Source organism: Clostridium aminobutyricum (assembly GCF_017255415.1).
Taxonomy (GTDB): domain Bacteria; phylum Bacillota; class Clostridia; order Peptostreptococcales; family Anaerovoracaceae; genus Aminipila; species Aminipila aminobutyrica.
Genome location: NZ_JAFJZZ010000001.1, coordinates 1,063,011 through 1,083,270 on the forward strand (window position 1 = coordinate 1,063,011; position 20,260 = coordinate 1,083,270).

Here is a 20,260-nt window from a genome sequence, read left to right on the forward strand (position 1 = left end):
TTTAAGCATTTATTATGCATCTAAGTCCCAATCCCTTAAGCTTGTATGCAGCAGTTCATGCGCCCTTTTTGAATTTGGTTTCTCTAAAAATTCTTCATAGGTTTTTAGCACTGCCGAATTTTCATGGGAAAATCGTATATTCGATGTGCTGTCCAGACCGTAAAGAATTTTCCCTCGATCTTCAGCCAATTCTTCCCCATCGTGAATTGGCTGACCTCCCCCTCCGGTACATCCTCCGGGACAGGCCATCACTTCTACGAAATCATAAGAAGCTTCCCCTTTTTTAATGGCTTCAATCAGCTTACGAGTATTGCCTAGCCCGCTTACAACAGCAACTTTTACAGCAATGCCCTCTATTTCAAAGACAGCCTCTTTCCAGCCTTCCATCCCTCTCACTTTCCGAAAGCTTTCGGTATTCGGATTTTTCTTGGTAAGCAGGAAATAGGCACTTCGCAAGGCAGCCTCCATCACTCCGCCTGTCGCTCCGAATATGACGCCGGCACCAGAGCCTTCACCGAACATTTCATCAAAGGGCTCCTCCTTCAAATCATCCGGCTGTATATGATCCGCTCGAATCATTCGATCAATTTCCCTTGTAGTAAGAACTAAATCAACATCTGCTCCATGACCGGAGGCATTGATTATTTCAACACCTCTCTCATATTTTTTGGATAGGCAAGGCATAATGGAAACAGAGAAAATCTTTTCCGCCGGTATGCCTAGTTTTTGTGCGATATACGTTTTTGACATCGCCCCGAACATCTGCTGCGGTGATTTTGCCGTCGATAAGTTGTCAACCATTTCCGGATACTGAGATTTTACAAATCGAACCCACCCTGGACAGCAGGACGTAAACATCGGCCATTTGTGCTGATCTCCATTTTGGAACCGTTCAAGAAATTCAGTGCCTTCTTCCATAATAGTCAGATCCGCAGAATAGGTCGTATCAAAGATATAATCAAACCCCATTCTTCGGAGTGCACTGACAAGCCTTCCCAAGGTGCTTTCTTCTTTAAATAAGCCGATACCTTCGCCCCATGCCGTTCGAACAGCGGGTGCAATCTGAACCATTGTAATCTTATTCGGATCCGCTAATGCTTCAAACATATCGGAAGTATCATCCCGCTCTCTCAGAGCCCCCACCGGGCAGTGAGTGATACACTGACCGCATAAAGCACAATTTGCTTCTTTGATGTTCTTATTCTCCGATACACTTACAGTCGTTCTGTAGCCGCTTCCCGATATATTCCAAACCTGAAGATTTTGAGTCTTATCACATATCTGTATGCATCTCATACATTTAATGCATTTTGAAGCATCTCGAATAAGAGGATAGTTTTTATTCCACCGATTTTTTTCATGAACCGTTTTATACGGAACGCTTAGGATTCCTAAATCATTGGCAATTTTCTGAAGGCTGCAATTGCCGCTTCTAACACACGTTGCACACTTGCAGTCATGATCAGAAAGAATCAGTTCTACATTGGTCTTTCTGGTGGCTCTTACTTTTGGGCTGTTTGTATGTATGGTCATTCCTGCTTCAACCTTTGTATTGCAAGCTGTAACCAACCTATCTATGCCTTCAATTTCAATAGTACAGACTCTGCAGGCACCGATATCATTTAGATCCTTCAAATAACATAAATGCGGAATATGAATACCTACTTCGAGAGCTGCTTCCAATATTGTCGTTCCTGCCGGAACAGAAATTTTCTGTCCGTCTATCATTAATTTTACCATTGCAATTCTCTTCCTCCCTTAAAGGAACCAAGGCCAAAGTGATCACAGCGCAGACATCTCATGGCCTCCTGCTTTGCCTCTTCCTCGGTCATCCCTTGTTCTATTTCCTCAAAGTCTGAGCCTCTTTCTCCTGCATATCGCATCTTAAGCTCTACTCTTCCGCAAGGTTTTTTATCCAGACTTCCGGCCTCCGGGATTTCGACATCACACTCTATTGCATGGTGATAGCCAAGATACGTGTCAATATTAGCAGCAGCTACTTTCCCTGCAGCAATGGCATTAATTACTGTGGACGGGCCTGTTACACAATCTCCTCCCGCAAATACACCTAAAATATTCTCGATTCCGCTGGAAGCATCTGCTTTAATATTTCCCCTGTTCACAGGGATTCCATATTTTTCAAAGCTTTTTGCATCAATTCCCTGACCGATAGCAGCAATGATAATGTGACATGGGATGCGTTCCGGCTGGGCTTGTGCATCCGCAGGTTTTGGTCTGCCAGAAGGGTCTGCTTCGCCTGCAATCTGAGGCTTTACCCATAAAGCTTTTACCTCTCCGGCTTCGTCACTTTCTATTCTCGCCGGTGCCTTTAGCTGCAATAATTGACAGCCTTCCGCAATGGCTCCCTCGATCTCATCGGGAAGAGCCGTCATATCGTCTCTTCTTCTTCTGTACACAATACTGACTTCGCTTGCTCCTAATCTTTTAGCCGTTCTTGCAACATCCATTGCTACATTTCCGCCGCCTATGACAACAACCGCTTTCCCAAGAAAGTCAGGCATGGTATCATCGCCGATACTTCGAAGCATTTCTACCGCAGATAAGACACCGCGGGAATACTCTCCTTCAATTCCAATTTCTTTATGCGTATGTGCACCAATCGAGATATACACGGCATCATGCTTTTCTCTCAGTTCCGTAATATTTTTAACATCGTTGATATCATAGCCTGTTTCCATAGCAACACCTGCTGACAGGATTGCATCAATATCAAATTGAAGACGCTCTCTCGGAAGCCTGTAACTAGGGATACCATATCGGAGCATGCCTCCCAGGTGATTTCTTTTTTCATAAACAGTTACCTTATGACCCATTATAGCTAAATAATAGGCAGCAGAAAGGCCGCTTGGTCCACCTCCGATAATTGCAACATTTTTGCCTGTGTCATCCATTTTTTCAGGAACCGGAACAGTTCCGCAATGGTCTACTGCATACCTTTTTAAGCCTCTGATATTAACAGGAGCATCAATCAAATTTCTTTTGCATCTTGCTTCACATGGATGCTCGCATATTAAAGCGCATACCGTTGGAAAAGGATTATCTTTTCTGATTAATTTAACTGCATCCGCATATCTCCCCTCGTATACCAGTGCTCCATATCCCGGCACATCCACTCCTGCCGGGCATAAAGCGACACAAGGAACGGGCTGCTTTAGTTTCTGAATGCTTTCAGTACATCTATGCCTTACAATATGTTCTTCATAATCTTCTCTAAATCCGATTAAACCTCGAAGTACCATATTGGCGGCCTCTGTGCCTATCGCACAATCCGCAGAGTCCCGAATCGCTTCCGCTGTTCTCTGAATTAATGGAATCGTATCAAGTGAGACATCTTCACTTAAATCCAAAACTTCGTCAATAAGATTCAATAATTGTCCCAAGCCTACACGGCATGGCACGCATTTACCACATGACTGTGCATGACATAGCTTTAAAAAAGATGCTGCCATATCTACAGGACATTGTCCCGGAGGACTCGCAATAATCCTTCTTTCAAGATCTTTATAAAGACCCTCTACTGCCCTTTGTGCTCTGTCACGGGTTTTAATATCTAGCCTACTCATCTGTTTCACCCCTTCACTTTACTGCTTGCTGATTTCTTATTAATCTCATTAACAATTCTACATAAAAACAATTTGTCCTCTATTTTATTCGGTGACTTTTTATATTTCAAGCGTTATATTTTTAACTTTTAGAATATATAAGCTCTACCTCTATTTCAGGTAGACTTAATATGTTTATTTATTATTTAACTATTATTTTGCTCGTTTAATTTGCTATAGTTTTAAATTATAGGATCATTCGATAATCTTATCTCAGCACTACATCAGACCCTCCCGCTCATGAAGTACAGATATAAAAAACCCCACCGGCAAACGCCGATGGGGTTTTTACGAAAAGCATATTTTTATATTTTACCGTTATTAGATTTCAACTGCCTTTGGAAGTCTTGCTGAAATGATGTTCATTAAATCATCTGTATTTTTCATCGGTGCAACAAATGCTGTATCACCAACTACTACAAACTTCGCATCAACCGGAGCTAATGTTCCGCCGAATACTTCGCCTACTTCGGCATACTTGTATCTTGGAAGAGCATCGTCCATTTCAACTGAAATATCAAATGTATCATCATAACCGAATTCTACTTCGTATACATGAGCGATTTCAGCAGCGATTTCCCAGTTTGTTAAATCAACACCTTCGAAGATAGCAGCAGCTACCGGCAGTAATCTTCTTTCAGTGTTTGTATAGGTTCCGTCTACGCTTGCAAATCCTGTAGCAGGGATGATCACATCAGCCTTCGCAGCAGTATTTGTCATGTAGATGTCACTTACCATTAAGAATTCTAGTCCGCTTACATCAACATCCGGATCTTCACCGAATACTAGAAGTGCTTTTACGCCTTCCATCGCTTCAGCGCCTGCTTTAATTCCAAGATCAATGATACCCTGAGAGTTATTCTTGGATTTCACCTGAAGAATACCGTCTCTTGGTGTACCGATATGGCCGGAAAGCAATGCGATATCAGCGATTAAGGTAGCGGCTTCTGTTGTTGCAAAGTTCTGCTGGAATACGATCATAGCTTTCTTAGCCTTTGCATACAGTTCTGCAATCTGAGCTGCGTCAGCGCCAACCGTTACATCTTTTAAGCTTGCTGCAAATTCATCAAAGCCTTCAATTTTTGAAGTCTTACCCATATCAAGCAATGCCTTTGCGATTTCCTTAAGAACAGAGGTACTATTTTCTGTATATACTACCTTAGTCGCAAACTCAAAATGCTGTTCAAATCCAACAGGGTTCACAAGAATAACTTTTGCGCCGTTCTTTGCAGCCTGTTTAATCTTAAGCTGAATTACTGGATTTAATACTGTGTTAAATCCTGTTACTAGAATCACATCGGTTGATAGTAATTCGTTAATGGTATTTGGAGAAGCATCCTGTCCAATAACAGAAGCGATACCGCTCTTTCGGTTATTGAAGCAAAGAGTCTTTGCTCCGATTTCTGCTGCCATCTTTTTAATCGCATAAGCTTCTTCATTCGTATATCTGTCGGAAATTGCTACTGCTACTGCATCCTTGCCATATCTTGCAGCAATAGATTGAGCCTTCTTTGCAATAAGAACTATTGCTTCATGATAATCAGTAGTTCTGAAGCCTTCGCCGTCCTTAATCATCGGCTCAACGATCTTGTCTTCAAGCATGGAGCAATCAAATCCCCACTTACCCTTACCGCAAGCAAGACCTTCATTTACGATGCCTTCTTTTGCAGGGTTCGCCTTAACAAGTAGGTCTCCATAGGTTTCAAGATCAAGAGTACAGCCAACAGAGCAGTATGAGCAAGTAGTTTCTGTGCATTCTGTATCAAGTGGAACAGCCTTTGTCATGGTTACTCTTTCCTGAATTGCACCAGTTGGACACACGCTTACGCACTGACCACAAGATACACAACCGGATTCAAGCAATGGCTTTTCAAGAGTAGGTTTTACTACTGTATCAAAACCTCTGTGAACAAGTCCCAATGCGCCAACGCCCATTACTTCGTCACAAACTCTTACGCAAAGTCCGCAAAGAATACACTTGTTTGGATCTCTAAGAATGAATGGATGATCATCTTCAAATTCAATCTTATTCTTATCTCCTGCAAACCGTGCAGGCTTTACTCCGTATTCGTTAGCAAAATCAATCAACTTACACTCGAAATAGTCATGGCATCCGCATTCCAAACATCTGGAAGCATCAGCAATAGCCTGTTCTTCACTGTATCCGAGGACAACTTCAGTAAAGTTATCTTTTCTTTCATCGGCATGAAGATGTTCCATTTCAGGCCTGCACTGTCTTTCTCTATCTTCGAAAGTCTTCTCGTTAATATCGTCTCTTTCTACTACGTAAGGCTTTTCATACTTTACTACTTCTCCATCAAGATAAGCATTGATAATAGCGGAAGCCTTTTTCGCATCTGCAATCGCTTCAATCGCAATAGAAATTTTATCGTTACCGCAGTCTCCGCCGGCAAATACACCAGGGATGCTTGTCATGAAGGTATCCTTATCATAAGCGATACCATTCTTTCTTGTCTTATCAACACCTTCAAATCCAGCAGTGTCTACAGCCTGACCGATCGCAAGAATAACGGTATCTACATCAAGCAGTTCAGTCTTGCCTTCCACTGGCTTTGGCGCTCTTCTTCCGGATGAATCCGGTTCACCTAATTCCATTACCTGAAGAAGAATTTGCTTTACACGTCCGTCATCCCCTGAGATGATTTCGATTGGATTTGTTAAGTTCTTAAAGATTACGCCTTCTTCGTCTGCTTCAATGATTTCAATCTGGTCAGCAGGCATTTCATCCTTTGTACGTCTGTAGATATTGTAAACTTTACTTGCACCAAGTCTTACGGCAGTTCTGCAAGCGTCCATAGCCGTGTTACCGCCTCCAACGATTGCCACATTGTTACCAAGCTTGATTTCTTCGTTTCGAACCACTTTTCTTAAGAAGTCGATACCGCCGATAACACCTTCCGCATCTTCGCCCTTGCATCCAACACCAGTGGAAACCCAAGCACCGATACCGATAAGCACCGCATCAAAATCTGCTTTGATTGTTTCGAACTGGATGTCTACGCCAATCTTTGTGTTTGGCAGAAGTTTAACACCCATTTTTTCAATTAAGAAGATTTCTTCGTCTAAAACTTCCTTAGGAAGTCTATATTCAGGAATCCCGTAGCGAAGCATACCGCCTAGCTTAGGCATAGCTTCAAAAATGGTTACATCGTGCCCTTTCTGTCTTAAGAAATAAGCAGCTGATAATCCAAGAGGACCTCCGCCGATGATAGCTACATTCTTCCCTGTCTCCGGTTCGATATCCGGCATAAACGGATCTTCTCCGAACATATCTTGATCCGCAGCAAACCGCTTTAACCATTGGATGGAGATCGCACCGTCTTGTCCATCGATTAGCTTTCTTCTGCATTTTTCTTCGCATGGATGAGGACATACTCTTCCGATTGCACCAGGTAGAGGAATCTTTGATTTTATCATTTCTATAGCAGCTTCAAATTCACCATTTGCAATTAATCCTACATATCCCTGACAGTCAGTCTGAGCCGGGCATGCAAGTACGCAAGGAGGTCTGCAATCTCCTATGTGATTGGATAATAATAGTTCTAAGTTTGTCTTTCTGGATTCCAATACTCTTTCCGTATTTGTCTTAATTACCATGTTTGGAGCGATTTCAGTAGCACAAGCCTTTACAAGCTTAGGATTTCCTTCAACCTCACAAACGCAAATTCCGCAAGAACCATATATTTCAGTTCTCTCATCAAAACAAAGAGTTGGAATAAAAATATCATTTTCTTTTGCAACTTCCAAAATAGTCTGTCCAGGAACTGCATAAACTTCTTTTCCGTCAATGTTTAGTCTAAACTTTTTCATATCTTTCTCCCCCTCTCTTAGTTTTTCTCAATAGCGCCGAACTTACAAGTTTCTAGGCACTTTCCGCACTTAATACAGGTAGCTTGGTCAATTACGTGTAGTTTTTTCACTGTGCCAGTAATTGCTTCCACCGGACATTTTCTCGAACATAAAGTACAGCCAACACACTTATCAGTGATCGTAAATGTAAGAAGTGGCTTGCAGGATTTAGCCGTACATTTTTTATTGTAAATATGATCTTCATATTCATTTCTAAAATATTTAATCGTTGTAAGAACTGGGTTTGGAGCAGTCTGTCCAAGTCCGCACATGGAACCATCCTTAATCTTGTAAGCTAATTCTTCAAGAAGTTCAATGTCTCCGTCCTTCCCTTCGCCTCTTGTAATTCTTTCAAGAATTTCAAGCATTCTCTTTGTACCTACACGGCAGTAGTTACACTTACCGCAAGATTCTTTTCTGGTGAAGTCAAGGAAGTATCTTGCCATGTCAACCATACAAGTATCTTCGTCCATAACGATCATACCGCCGGAACCAACGATAGCACCAGTCTTATTGATATCTTCATACGTTACAGGAGTATCAATTAATTCTGCAGGGATACATCCGCCGGAAGGTCCGCCCATCTGAACAGCCTTGAATTTCTTGTCATTCTTAATACCGTCACCGATTCCAAAAATAACATCTTTAAGCGGAAGACCCATAGGTACTTCAACAAGTCCGCCCTTTTTAATCTTACCAGCAAGCGCAAATACCTTTGTACCTTTACTCTGTTCAGTACCCATTGCACCAAACGCAGCTCCGCCATTCACAATAATCCATGCAACATTTGCAAAGGTTTCTACATTGTTAATGTTTGTAGGCATCTGCCAGTAACCCTTCTGTGCTGGGAAAGGAGGCTTCAATCGAGGCATACCTCTTTCACCTTCAAGGGAAGCGATAAGAGCCGTTTCTTCTCCACATACAAATGCACCGGCACCAGCTTTAATTCTTAAATCAAAGTTGTAGCCGCTTCCAAAAACGTTCTTTCCTAAATAACCCTTTTCTCTAGCCTGAGCCATAGCAATTTCCAGTCTATGGATGGCCAGTGGGTATTCCGCACGAACATAGATCACGCCTTCGGTTGCGCCCATAGCAAAACCGCCGATAATCATACCTTCGATTAAGGAATGGGGGTCCCCTTCCAGAACGGATCTATCCATGAATGCACCTGGATCTCCTTCGTCTGCATTACATACGATATATTTATCTTTTCCTGGATTTGATTTTGCAGCATTCCACTTAAACCATGTAGGGAATCCAGCGCCGCCTCTTCCTCTAAGTCCAGAAATCTTTATTTCTTCAATTACTTCATCAGGTGTCATAGAAGTAACCACTTTTTTCGTTGCTTCATATCCACCAACAGCAATATATTCTTCAATGTTTTCAGGGTCAATTAGACCGCAGTTTCGAAGAACTACTCGCTGCTGCTTTTCAATAAATTTTTCATCTATCTCTGAAATCGAAGATGTAGAAACAGCTTGTCCACCAACAAGATGCTTTTCAACAATTTCAGCTACCATACCAGGCTGTACTTTTACGTATCTGGTTAGTTCCCCATTGTCAGCATAAATGTCAACAATCGGTTCAAGATAACAAGTACCAACACATCCTGTAAGGCCTACTTCAACATTTAAATTCTTGTCAGCAATCTGCTTTACGAATTCATCAGCTGTTTTTTTAGCTCCGGTTGCAACACCGCAGCTTCCTTGTCCAACTATTACCTTCATTGTTACTCCCCTCCTATGCTCTTTCTCTAATTTCAGCAAGAATTTCCTTCACGCTGTCCTTAGTAAGGTTTCCATAAGTTTCATCACCTTCAGCACTTTTAACCATCATAACAGGCGCAAGAGAGCAACAGCCAAGACAGGCTACATTGTTCAATGTAAAAATACCGTCTTCTGTTGTTTCACCATCATTGATATTTAAGAATTCTGTGATCGCTTCTTCAATAATCTCTGAACCGTTTACATGACATGCTGTACCTTGACATAACATGATTAGATATTTACCGATAGGCTTTAATCTAAACTGTGCATAAAATGTAGCAACACCATAAATTTTAGCAGGCTTTATTCCCGTCTGCTGAGAGATATAATTAATAGCATCCATGGATAAATATCCATAAATGTCTTGAGCCTTCTGCAAGATTGTAATCAAGCTTCCCGGCACTTTTCCATACTTTTCTAGAACTGGAGCAAGCTCCTTAAAGTCCATAGTATGGTCGTGGTCATGACCACCGCACTTATCACACATAATAATCCTCCTACTATTCTTATTGTGAAATAATATAAATTATTTTTACAATATTAAGTAACCCTCCAACCTATCGCTCATCGCACTAGGTAAATGATGTATAATTACACTTACTTTAATTATACATACTCTACTATTATACTGAAAAGATTCTTAAGAGGCAATACTAAGAATCGCCAAAATGCCGCATATTTCGAAGTTTATATTTTCCATATTTTCAGATTATTTCACTAATTTTTCAGCCTTTGCGCTTCCTCATCTACAGCAAATTCTTCCTTGTCCTCCGGCAGCGTTTTTCTCTTTAAAAAAAATGCGGAAAAATTAATTTCCATAATCAAAATTCCTGCCATTAATAAACATGCACCAACGTACGCTCGAGGATACAATCTTTCGTTGGCAAAGAAAAACGCCACGATGCCTGCGAAAACCGGTTCCAATGCAAATATAATCCCTACATGAGTGGCGGATGTATACTGCTGCGCTACCACCTGTACGATAAAGGCAATTCCAGTACAAAAAATAGCAAGAAATAACAGGGCTATCCATACACCTGTTGTTGACGGTAATACCGGTTTTTCTAAAGCCAAAGACATGACGAACATATATAGCCCCGTAAATCCCAATTGGTAAACACCCACTTGAAATGCGTCGACATGTTCTTTATGTACGGCAGAATCTACAATTAATAAATCAATCGCGTAAGCAAAAGCACATAAAATACAGAGCAAATCCCCAAGCGCAGGCTTTAACTGTTCATTTAAAGTCATCATCCCTATTCCAATCAAACAGAGGCCTAACACCAAAAGCATTTTTTTACCGGGTCTTTCCTTTTTCATAATAAACGTTAAAATAGGGGTAATTATTACCGTTAAGGCACATAGAAAACCCGCATTGGATAAGCTGGTATAGAGCACCCCATACGTAACGCCAAGGTAAACAAATAGCAAGGAAAAACCAATAAGCGCACTGTATTTTAGGGTTATTTTATTGACATTTCTCAATTTAGGAAAGGCAACAATCAGAGCCGCAAAAAATGCTATTAAAAACCGATAGGCATTTAATGTTAAGGGGCCCATTTCTGTCAAACATAAATTCAACAACAAATACGATACGCCCCAGAAAAGGGTTACTAAAAGCAGCATAAAGTCTGCTCTTAATTGTTTTGACATAGAGTTCATCCTCCTAAATCTGGGCAATAAAAAGTTCTAATGCTAAGGACTGTTCCAACAATCCGGTTTTGATACTTCTATCTATTTCATACACTTTTATCAAGATTCGTTTCAGACTTTTTATAGAGTATCGATCGGCAAATGACATCGCTTTTTTTATTCTGAATTCGTGAATCTGCAAAATCGATTGAATTTCTGCAAGATTCTTTCCTTCTTCCTTCAATTCCTTCACTTCTAATATCGTTTCAAATTGAGAAGCGATTAAAGAAAGAATCATGTATAAGTTTTCGCCGGAAGTTAAAAGGGAATTCAACAGGATATAAGCTTCATTCTTTCTTCCTACACTGATGGCATCCAACATCGCAAAGACACTAGTTTCCAAATTCCCGGATACGGTAGCCAATACATCCGATAAAAGAATTTCTTCCCCTTCACTGTAGGCGATCATTTTTTTTATATCGTTTTCAAGATTATATAAGGTGTACGTTGCTTCTTTATGAAAATAACCGCTGTTATTCACGAACTCGTGGATAACAGAAGGCTTTGCCATTTTCTTCGAAGCGCGAAAACGTTTTTCAATAAAAGATATTAAATCTCTTTCACTCAACAAATTAAATTCATAGGTCTGTCCGTTTTCACTGATCGCTTTATACAGCTTTTTTCTTTTGTCTGCCGTATTCGCTATCAAAATCACCATGCATTCGCTTGGTACCTTTTTAATATACTCAATCAACTGCGCTTCTTCATCTTCCGAAAAGGTTTTCATTTTAGAGCCTTCCAGTAAAGAAAAACTTTTTATCAATACAACTCGTTTGGCTGACATCATAGTAAAAGTCTCACAACTTTCTTTAATCGAGTCCAACGAAGTCTTTTCCCCTTCCAATATGGATAGATCCATCTCCTTGCAAGCCGGATTTATATATTTTTCTACAATTTGTTCTGCTGCCCAATGAACTAAATATTGCTCTCGGCCGAAAAGGGCTACCACTGGTCCGATTTTATCCGCTTTTAAATCTTTACTTATTGTCTGAAAGGCATGCTCCTTCTCCGTTTGTTTACGATAGGCCATTTACTATTCTCCTCTATACAGCAACACTGAAGTTTAATCCATAAAGTTCATTATATCATTTTTTTGTTGATTTCGTAAGCATTTATCAAATAACCATTTTACACTTTTATTCCTATAGGTCTTCTGATATCATTTGCATCACTTCAATGTTCCCGTCCTTTTTCACCTTAATCCCCAATGCGCCATTCTTATCATTGCGAAATACAGAAGTTCCGTTTTGCTCCAATCGCTTAATAATATCTGCATTTGGGTGACCGTAATTGTTCTTTCCTACCTGAATGACAGCAATTTTCGCAGAAACAGTTTTCACAAATTCTTCCGAGGTGCTGTATTTACTCCCATGATGTGCTACTTTCAAAATATCTGTCTTTAATGGTATTTTCCCGGTATTAGAACGGATTAACTGCATTTCACCATCACAATCTATGTCGCCTGTCATCAGCGTTGATACGCCATTGAACAAGATTCTAAATACTAAACTGCTGTCATTTTCATTTCCCTCTTGTCCGGCCATCTCCTTATAGGTTTCTATTGATTTCTCGGGTGGATACAGCACTTGAATTTCCACGCAGTCGCCTACTTTAATGGATTGACCTTGCACTAAATAGATAAACTCATTTTTGCTGATTCCTATCATTTCTTCCACATTTTTTTCAATAACTTCGTTTCCTTCATATAGACATAGTTTCTCTACATCTATATAGGAGGTCAGCGTTTGAAGTCCGCCAAAATGATCGGTATGTAAATGAGTAACGAATGCCAAATCAATCTTTTTGACACCGTTTTTTAGAAAATAAGGCAAAAGAATTGTCTTACCTATATCTTTTGTTGCACTTCCCCCGCTGTCAATCAAAATATTCTTTCCATCGGGTGTTTTTATGTGGAGGCAATCCCCTTGACCAACATCTATAAAGACCATCTGGGCTTTATCAAAAGGTTCTAGAAAACAATTTCCAAATAAAAAAGATACTGCTACTAAGAGAATCAGGATTTTCCCAATGCATTTGTATTGTTTTCGTTGGAAACAAATTCGGAAATATTCCGAGCAGCAGAAGAATAAAAACGAATAATATAAAATCAGCTGCCAAAGGGTTGGGCTGACCACATAAATAAATGACACTTTTTCAATATAAACCAAGTCGTTCACATACAACAGGAGTTTGCAAAGAAATTCTGCCATGACAGAGACAATTTGAAAAAAATCACCTAACTGCACGGAATACAGTCCGAATCCTCCAAGTATGGATAAGAGCAAAAGAAACATGCTGATTGGAATCAATATCCCGGAAATAAATATGACCGGAATATTTGCCACAAATGCACTAAAGGAAAAATAGTTAAATACATAGGCCGATATCGGTGCAATACCTACCTGTGCTACCATTGCAGCTGTAATCGTACTTTCATAAATTCGATTCGCAGCCGGTAAAATGACAGCTAGCGTAAAAATCGCCAGAAATGACAATTGGAATCCGAGATTTAACAACGAAAGTGGATTAAAAAACAGCATCACGGCCATGGTGATTGCACTGCCGGTAAACATATCGTATTTGCAATACATATATTTTGCAAAAATATGAAGGGAAATCATCACTACCGCACGAATGACTGGCGGACAAAAGTTAGAAAGGGCAGCGTAAATCAACAATAAAAATAAAGTCAGCAAGTTATAACATACATGTCTTCGACCGCCAAACAACTTATTCACACAAACATAAAGTGCTGCTACATGTAAACCGCTAACGGATAGAATATGACAAATCCCATTCTTCTGAAAAGAATCATATAAGTCTTCTTCCAATCCGTTGCTGTCTCCGAAAACCATCCCCAAGATTAAACCTGCAATCTCTTTATCAAAGATTTGATATAAATTACGTTTATAGTCATATTTTACTACCGAAATCCAATGCGCAATCGAATTAGCAGCTTTCGCTTCCGGTTCATAATTGCTTCCGTTAACCGTCATGATTACAAATATATTTTTTGTACTTAAATATTGACGGTAATCAAAACATCTTGGATTCCGCTTAGGCGACGGTAAGGAAAGAGTTCCTGAGAATCTAGCATTTTTTCCTTGAAAATCATAGTAATCCGGACATTCTCCATAAATATTAATAAGGACTTTTTCCTGATTGATTTCCCCTATACTCTCGATTTGAAAGACTTTCACAATCGCTCTGTAATATGCTTCATCCTTTTGTTCAATGGAAACGATTCGGCCATATACCGTCAAATACTCTCCGGCATGCTGCGATAAAATCTCCCGATGATTTTGCGCGAAGCTAAATTGCAATAAGCCGAAAATAAATAAACCCACTAAAAACAGACTATATCGATTTTTCTTCCAATATAGTCTGTTCTTCTGATGCGCCCATGCAAAAATAATCGATGTAAAAATAGCAGCGATTACAAGGTTCTTTTCGTTTATATCTAAAAAAAATTCCGTTGCCATTCCAAGGATATAAGTTCCACAGGCAACAGCGGCTGGTCTTCTCAAATTTTATCCCTCTTGACCTGCCAATTTTTCTACCCCATTCTATTTTACCATATTTTTACATTTTGTCAATTCTCATGTCTTCTTTTTATAGCAAGCAACCGATGCAATTATTGAGAAACCGAACAAAAAAATGTTTGTTAACGGATTCTTGATAAAAGCGGCGGCAGAAATCATCCAACTGCTGAAAGGAAAGACCCACATCTTCTTTGAAGAGTTCCTCGCACCAAATTAATTCTTTAATATATCCTCCCACCTCATACGTATCAAAGAATATTTGAATGCTCCACTCTACTTCTTTGCCGGACCAGAATGCATTGAATTTTCGACAAAATTGCCGGACAGAATGAAGGCTTTCTTGTTGCTCCATATCCCAAAACCCGTCTAATTCCCATGCAAAATCAACCATCTGATGCTTATCCTCCCATGAGCTTTCCTTTATATAATCCAAAAACTCTTCAAAAGAAGAAACAGGCGTATAGATGTCTTCCCTTTCTGTGTTGATCATATAGTAGGAAACAGTAGGAAGAAAAACATACTTAATGAACCCAAGTAAAGCATTTGCATCCGGATAGCAGGCCCAATTATTATCAATCAGGCCGCTGTCTTTATCAATGAGGCAAGCATTGATAAAGACCGGCTCAGACATTTTATCCGGCGGAACCAGCATATCTTTCCATACATCTTCTCGGCCGAGAAGCTCTTCCCAATAATAGGATTTATTGTATTTGCTGTTGCGACGCTTCATCGGTTTACCTTGAATAAAATTCTACGACCAACTGATCGTTGACTTCAATGGGAATTTCCTCCCTTTGAGGGCTTCTCAGCAGCTTACCGCTGAAATGATCGAAATCTCTTTCAATATAAGGAACCGCAAAACCCTGCCAATCCAGGAAATTGCTTTTAAATGCAGCGATGTCTCTTGATTTTTCTTTTAAAGAAATAATATCTCCTTCTTTGACTGTGTAGGAAGGAATATTGACTTTTTTTCCATTGACCAGAATATGACTGTGGGTAACCTGCTGCCTTGCAAGGCGTATGGAATTAGCAAAGCCGATGCGGTATACCAAATTGTCCAGACGGCACTCCAATTTTTTCAGCAGAGCGTCACCGGTTTTCTCTTTTGATTTGAGAGATTCTTTATAATAGCGAACCATTTGTCTTTCAAATATTCCGTAATAAGCTTTTACTTTTTGCTTCTCTGTAAGCTGCAATGCATATTCGGATACTTTTCTTTTCGGTCTAAATGCAGGTGAATCGGCTCTTTTCATTGCGTTGGGATGTCCATATACATTGACGCCCAATCTTCTGCATTCTTTAAATCTTGCGGATCTTTTTGTAGCCATTTTTTCTCCTTCCGTTTTTGAGGTATATGATTTATTTAAGCGCGAACGCTATAATACATGTTGAGTTAGCATTAGCTAACTCAACATGTATTATAGCAAACTACCCCAATAATGACAAGAAAAACCGCAAAAATAATTTTAGCAAACTTTTCATTATATGTACGCTGCAAGATTCATTCTTTTTCTTCAAGCATTCAGCTAAATATAGAAATATAAGCACTAAAAATAGACCCTATCGATTTTTCTCTCAATAGGGTCTATGCTTCTTATTCATCCTTCATTTCATTGAATGGGGCTGATTATTATCTGCAAGAAATCGTTCGGTGCCCTAAACCGACAACAACCTCATTTAAATACATCATTCCAATGCTCATAAAAATGCAAACACTGATATGTTCTCCACTACGGCAAACAGCGATTTTCCCTCCGCCATTCAATCCGATTGCCTTTGCAACAATCTGGGCTTGGGCTTCTCTTGCAGCTCCGGCAACGGCACCATCCTGTGCATGCTCTTCGCGGATAATGCCTGCTTTCCGTGCAACAAAAATCGCTCTTTCAATCACAATATGTGTTGCATTTATAACATCTCCGCCTACATCCACAGCTGTTGCCTGAATATTTTTTGCAGTCAATTCAGCGATGAGCTTTTCCTCCTCTGAACGATTGGGGGTTATGGCTAACGAAATGGCTGCTCTTGCTATATCTATACTATCATACATAAGAATAGTTCCCTCCTAATCCGCTGATTTTCCGCGTATGAATTATAATCATAGAGGTATTATATTCTGTTTGATGGAACAAATCAAGAATTTAGCCTGTCTAAAAAAGAAAGATTATGGTTTGCTATGGTCTTTATCTGCAACTCAGATTGGCCGAAATAGCAGAAACTGTTTTAATTTCAAAGTATTTTATGGTATAATGAACGCATTGATTAACGCGGCGTTGCCGCAAGGAAGCGTTCATTGAATCACACTGCGACACGCTTGTGTGGTATAATGAAATGAATTTTCATAAAAAATCGACTTTATACGAGTATTTATGAAAAGTCTATGACTGAGTATCGTTTAAGAACAGTATACTCCGTTAATAATCTCTATTATGAGGCAGGTGATATTTTGTCAGACGAATTTAATAAGGATAGTAAAGAAAATCAGGATAAATTAAAAAAAATAGATGATTTTTTTAGCCAATTTGAAGAAAAACAAAATGATAGCCATACCGATATTGATGACTTTCTTTCCAAATTTGATGAGATGGAAAAAAAGCAACATGCTGAAAAAGAGGCTATAATTGAACAACGAAGAACCAGAATGGACAGGCTGAATGAGAAAAAATCTAAAAAAGATGATTCTCCTTTCACAAAGCTTGGTTCTGTTTTTAGTTCCAGGACTTCAAAAGAAGAAGAGGCAAACGAACAAATGGAAAACAGCAAAACTACCAAAAAGGGAAAAAAGAAACACCGCTTAAACATTAAGAAATTCTTATTGTTTTTGTTTGGTGCCTGTGTGCTTGGAGGTATTACTTTAGTTGCCTTTACTATATCTGTTATTGCAGAGGCACCAGAAGTCAACCCAGACAACATTTACACTTTATTGAACGAAAGTTCTGTATTGTATGATGATCAAGGCAACGTCATAGAAAATGTTTTTGCCTCCGGTGAAGGGGCCAGAACCAACGTTACTTATGATGAAATTCCGGATAATGTAATCAATGCATTTGTTGCACTTGAAGATAAAACATTCTGGAAACATCACGGATTCAACTTTATCCGTATTCTAGGCGCCATTAAAGAAGGTATTTTGTCCGGTGACAATATCAGTGGAACCAGTACGATTACACAGCAATTGGCAAGAAATATTTACTTAACGGATATTAAATCCGAGCATTCCCTGAAACGAAAAATTAAAGAAGCATATTATACGGTTTTATTAGAAAAACACCTCACAAAAAAGCAAATCATTGAAGCTTACTTAAACACGATTTATTTAGGCGGCGGTGCTTATGGTGTTCAAGCTGCTTCAGAAGCTTATTTTTCAAAAGATATAAAAGATTTAGATCTTCTTGAAAGTGCTTCATTAGCGGCTCTTCCACAGGCGCCTCATTCCTATGCACTTATCAAGAAACTGAATCCTGAAGACGTGGAAGATCCTGAAAGTGATAACATTTTACTTAAGGGGGATGTTTTTACTTATGTATTTAACGACATCTCCAAAAGCAGACGTGAATTATGCTTAAAATTCATGAAAGAACAAGAATATATTACAGAGGAACAGGAATCCGATGCATTGAAAGAGAACCTGAGAGATCACTTAAAGTCAAGTGCCGCTGCTTCTTCCGACATTTCATCGTACTTTGCAGATTATGTACTGGATCAAGTAACGCAAAGTCTAATGGACGAGATGAATATTTCCTACGAGGAAGCAACACAGCGAGTATATAGCAGCGGACTTCAAATCCACACTACACTGAACTCCGATATCCAGAAGATTGCGGAAAAAGAATTTTCCAATAAAAGCAACTTTCCAGGTGTAGCAAACTTAAAAAAAGATAAGAGCGGAAATGTTATCAGCGACAGCGGTAATATCATGTTGTACAGCTATAATAATTATTTCAATGAAAACGGCAACTTTGTGCTCAATAACGACGAATATAAATTTAATAGCGATCACAGCTTAACTTTGTATAAAGGTAAGAGATTGACTTTCTCCAATATTAAATCAAATAATAAAATGGATTACAGCATTGATTTTAAAAACATGTATACCATTGACGATGGCATATTTTACAGCATCGGAGGCGGTGTGATCAGTATCCCTCAAGAATACAAAAGTAAGGATACAGACGGCAATTTAGTGATTTCCGCCCAATTCTTTAAAGATAAGCCAAATGTCTTAGATTCTTCTAGTAATGGGATCACCGTGAGCAGTGACTATTATACATTGCGTCAAAAAGTTGTACAGCCGCAGTCTGCAATGGTTATTACAGATCCATATACCGGAGCCATTAAAGCAATGGTAGGCGGACGAAATACGGTTGGTAAACTACTGTTTAACCGTGCTACCAGTACAAGACAGCCTGGTTCGTCGATCAAACCGATTTCCGTATACGGTCCGGCTCTGCAGTACTCTGTAGATTCTTTAAATAGCGGAACAACATTAAACTATAAAGATTCTTCCGGCGTATCAAAATTATTCGGAGATTACTTCACAGCAGCAAGCGTCATAGATGATACCCCGTTAACCATACAAGGGAAATTATGGCCTAAAAACTGGTATTCCGGATATAAAGGTCTTTACACCCTCCGAACTTCTGTGGAGCAGTCGGTAAATGTAAATGCCGTACGTATCTTCCAAGAACTTGGGGTACAAAGGAGTTTAACATTTTTGAAGAAGCTCGGTGTCACCAGTGTAGTAGAATCCGGAGACTCCAATGATATGAATGCGGCAGCTCTTGCGCTTGGCGGAATGACCCATGGTATATCTCCTCTTGAAATGTCTGCTGCCTATGGAGCCTTTGTCAATGACGGAAAATATACAGAGCCAATATCCTTTACAAAAGTGACCAATAAAAGAGGGGAACTGCTTTTAGAAAATGATGCTAACTCCACTCAGGTAATGGATCCGGGTGTTGCCTTCATCATGAGAGATATTTTATTAGGAGTCGTATCTCACGGACTGGGTTCCGGAGCATCGATAAGCACCCAGCCTGCAGGCGGTAAAACCGGTACGACCACTGATAACTATGATGCTTGGTTTGTGGGTTTCACCCCACAATATTCCGCATCTGTATGGATCGGAAACGATGTAAACATCGAATTGAGCCAAGGAAGTGCGTCTGCCGCAAAACTTTGGGGTAAAATTATGGGGCAAGTCGGTGCAAGAACTCCGAAAGAAACCTATCATGGAGCACCAAGTAATGTCATAAGCGTCGGAATAGATATGAAGAGCGGTAAACTTCCGTCCGAGTTGAGTTATCTAGACCCGAGATCAACTGTGCGCAATGAATACTTTATTGCCGGTACGGAACCGAAAACAACCGATAATGTACACACCTATGTAACGGTATGTACTGAATCCGGTTATCTAGCTACCCCGGCATGCCACTCAACGAAAACTGTACTGGGCGTAAAACGACCTTATGGAATAAACCGAGCGGTTGGAGATTCCTCCTACGAAGTACCTCATTATTATTGTAATATTCATAACACGAATACCGGTGCTTATCCAATAGATCCAAACGCCAACGGATCTTATACTTTCGAAGGGGTACAGCCTCCTGCAACGCCAGGTGATACCGAGCAAAATCCGGATGAGAATCAAAATCCGAACGGGAACTCTGATCAAAATCATTCTGGAAACGGTAATGGGAACGACGGGAACACCGATGAAAATGGAAACAGCACGATCCCTGATTGGATTCGTGTAAATTGATCAATT

Annotated in this window: 12 protein-coding genes; 1 reads left to right on the top strand and 11 read right to left on the bottom strand. The window is 39.8% G+C overall.

Going from position 1 to position 20,260, the window contains the following annotated elements; genetic code table 11:
- Positions 1–12: 12 nt before the first annotated feature.
- The 11 genes from JYB65_RS05145 to JYB65_RS05195 form a co-directional block, all read right to left on the bottom strand.
- Positions 13–1,740, bottom strand: a complete 1,728-nt coding sequence (locus JYB65_RS05145; RefSeq protein ID WP_206581519.1) for an NADH-dependent [FeFe] hydrogenase, group A6 — start codon at positions 1,738–1,740, stop codon at positions 13–15.
- Positions 1,734–3,584 carry an NAD(P)-binding protein gene (locus JYB65_RS05150; RefSeq protein WP_206581520.1) on the bottom strand — a complete coding sequence of 617 codons (1,851 nt, stop codon included), beginning with the start codon at positions 3,582–3,584 and terminating at the stop codon, positions 1,734–1,736. The genes JYB65_RS05145 and JYB65_RS05150 overlap by 7 nt, the downstream gene beginning before the upstream one ends.
- A 360-nt stretch (positions 3,585–3,944) precedes the next feature.
- On the bottom strand, positions 3,945–7,454 hold the full coding sequence (locus tag JYB65_RS05155) for an FAD-dependent oxidoreductase (RefSeq protein ID WP_206581521.1): 3,510 nt from the start codon (positions 7,452–7,454) through the stop codon (positions 3,945–3,947).
- 17 nt (positions 7,455–7,471) lie between these two features.
- Complete coding sequence (locus JYB65_RS05160; RefSeq protein WP_206581522.1) at positions 7,472–9,220, bottom strand: NADH-quinone oxidoreductase subunit NuoF; 1,749 nt, start codon at positions 9,218–9,220, stop codon at positions 7,472–7,474.
- Between the two features lie 13 nt (positions 9,221–9,233).
- Positions 9,234–9,746 carry an NADH-quinone oxidoreductase subunit NuoE gene (nuoE, locus tag JYB65_RS05165; protein WP_206581523.1) on the bottom strand — a complete coding sequence of 171 codons (513 nt, stop codon included), beginning with the start codon at positions 9,744–9,746 and terminating at the stop codon, positions 9,234–9,236.
- Positions 9,747–9,976: 230 nt separating this feature from the next.
- Positions 9,977–10,915 carry a DMT family transporter gene (locus JYB65_RS05170; protein ID WP_206581524.1) on the bottom strand — a complete coding sequence of 313 codons (939 nt, stop codon included), beginning with the start codon at positions 10,913–10,915 and terminating at the stop codon, positions 9,977–9,979.
- 13 nt (positions 10,916–10,928) lie between these two features.
- Positions 10,929–11,984 carry a DNA polymerase III subunit delta gene (holA, locus tag JYB65_RS05175; RefSeq protein WP_206581525.1) on the bottom strand — a complete coding sequence of 352 codons (1,056 nt, stop codon included), beginning with the start codon at positions 11,982–11,984 and terminating at the stop codon, positions 10,929–10,931.
- 112 nt (positions 11,985–12,096) lie between these two features.
- Positions 12,097–14,481, bottom strand: coding sequence for a DNA internalization-related competence protein ComEC/Rec2 (locus tag JYB65_RS05180; protein WP_206581526.1), 2,385 nt, complete (start codon positions 14,479–14,481; stop codon positions 12,097–12,099).
- Positions 14,482–14,566: 85 nt separating this feature from the next.
- Positions 14,567–15,226: a hypothetical protein gene (locus tag JYB65_RS05185; RefSeq protein ID WP_206581527.1), complete on the bottom strand. Its 660-nt coding sequence runs from the start codon at positions 15,224–15,226 to the stop codon at positions 14,567–14,569.
- 4 nt (positions 15,227–15,230) lie between these two features.
- A complete protein-coding gene (rpsD, locus tag JYB65_RS05190) occupies positions 15,231–15,824 on the bottom strand; it encodes a 30S ribosomal protein S4 (protein WP_206581528.1) in 594 nt (197 codons plus the stop codon).
- A 302-nt stretch (positions 15,825–16,126) separates the two neighbouring features.
- Positions 16,127–16,543, bottom strand: a complete 417-nt coding sequence (locus tag JYB65_RS05195; protein ID WP_206581529.1) for a HutP family protein — start codon at positions 16,541–16,543, stop codon at positions 16,127–16,129.
- 396 nt (positions 16,544–16,939) lie between these two features.
- Between JYB65_RS05195 and JYB65_RS05200 the strand changes: the two genes are divergently transcribed.
- Positions 16,940–20,254 carry a transglycosylase domain-containing protein gene (locus JYB65_RS05200; RefSeq protein WP_206581530.1) on the top strand — a complete coding sequence of 1,105 codons (3,315 nt, stop codon included), beginning with the start codon at positions 16,940–16,942 and terminating at the stop codon, positions 20,252–20,254.
- Positions 20,255–20,260 lie beyond the last annotated feature (6 nt).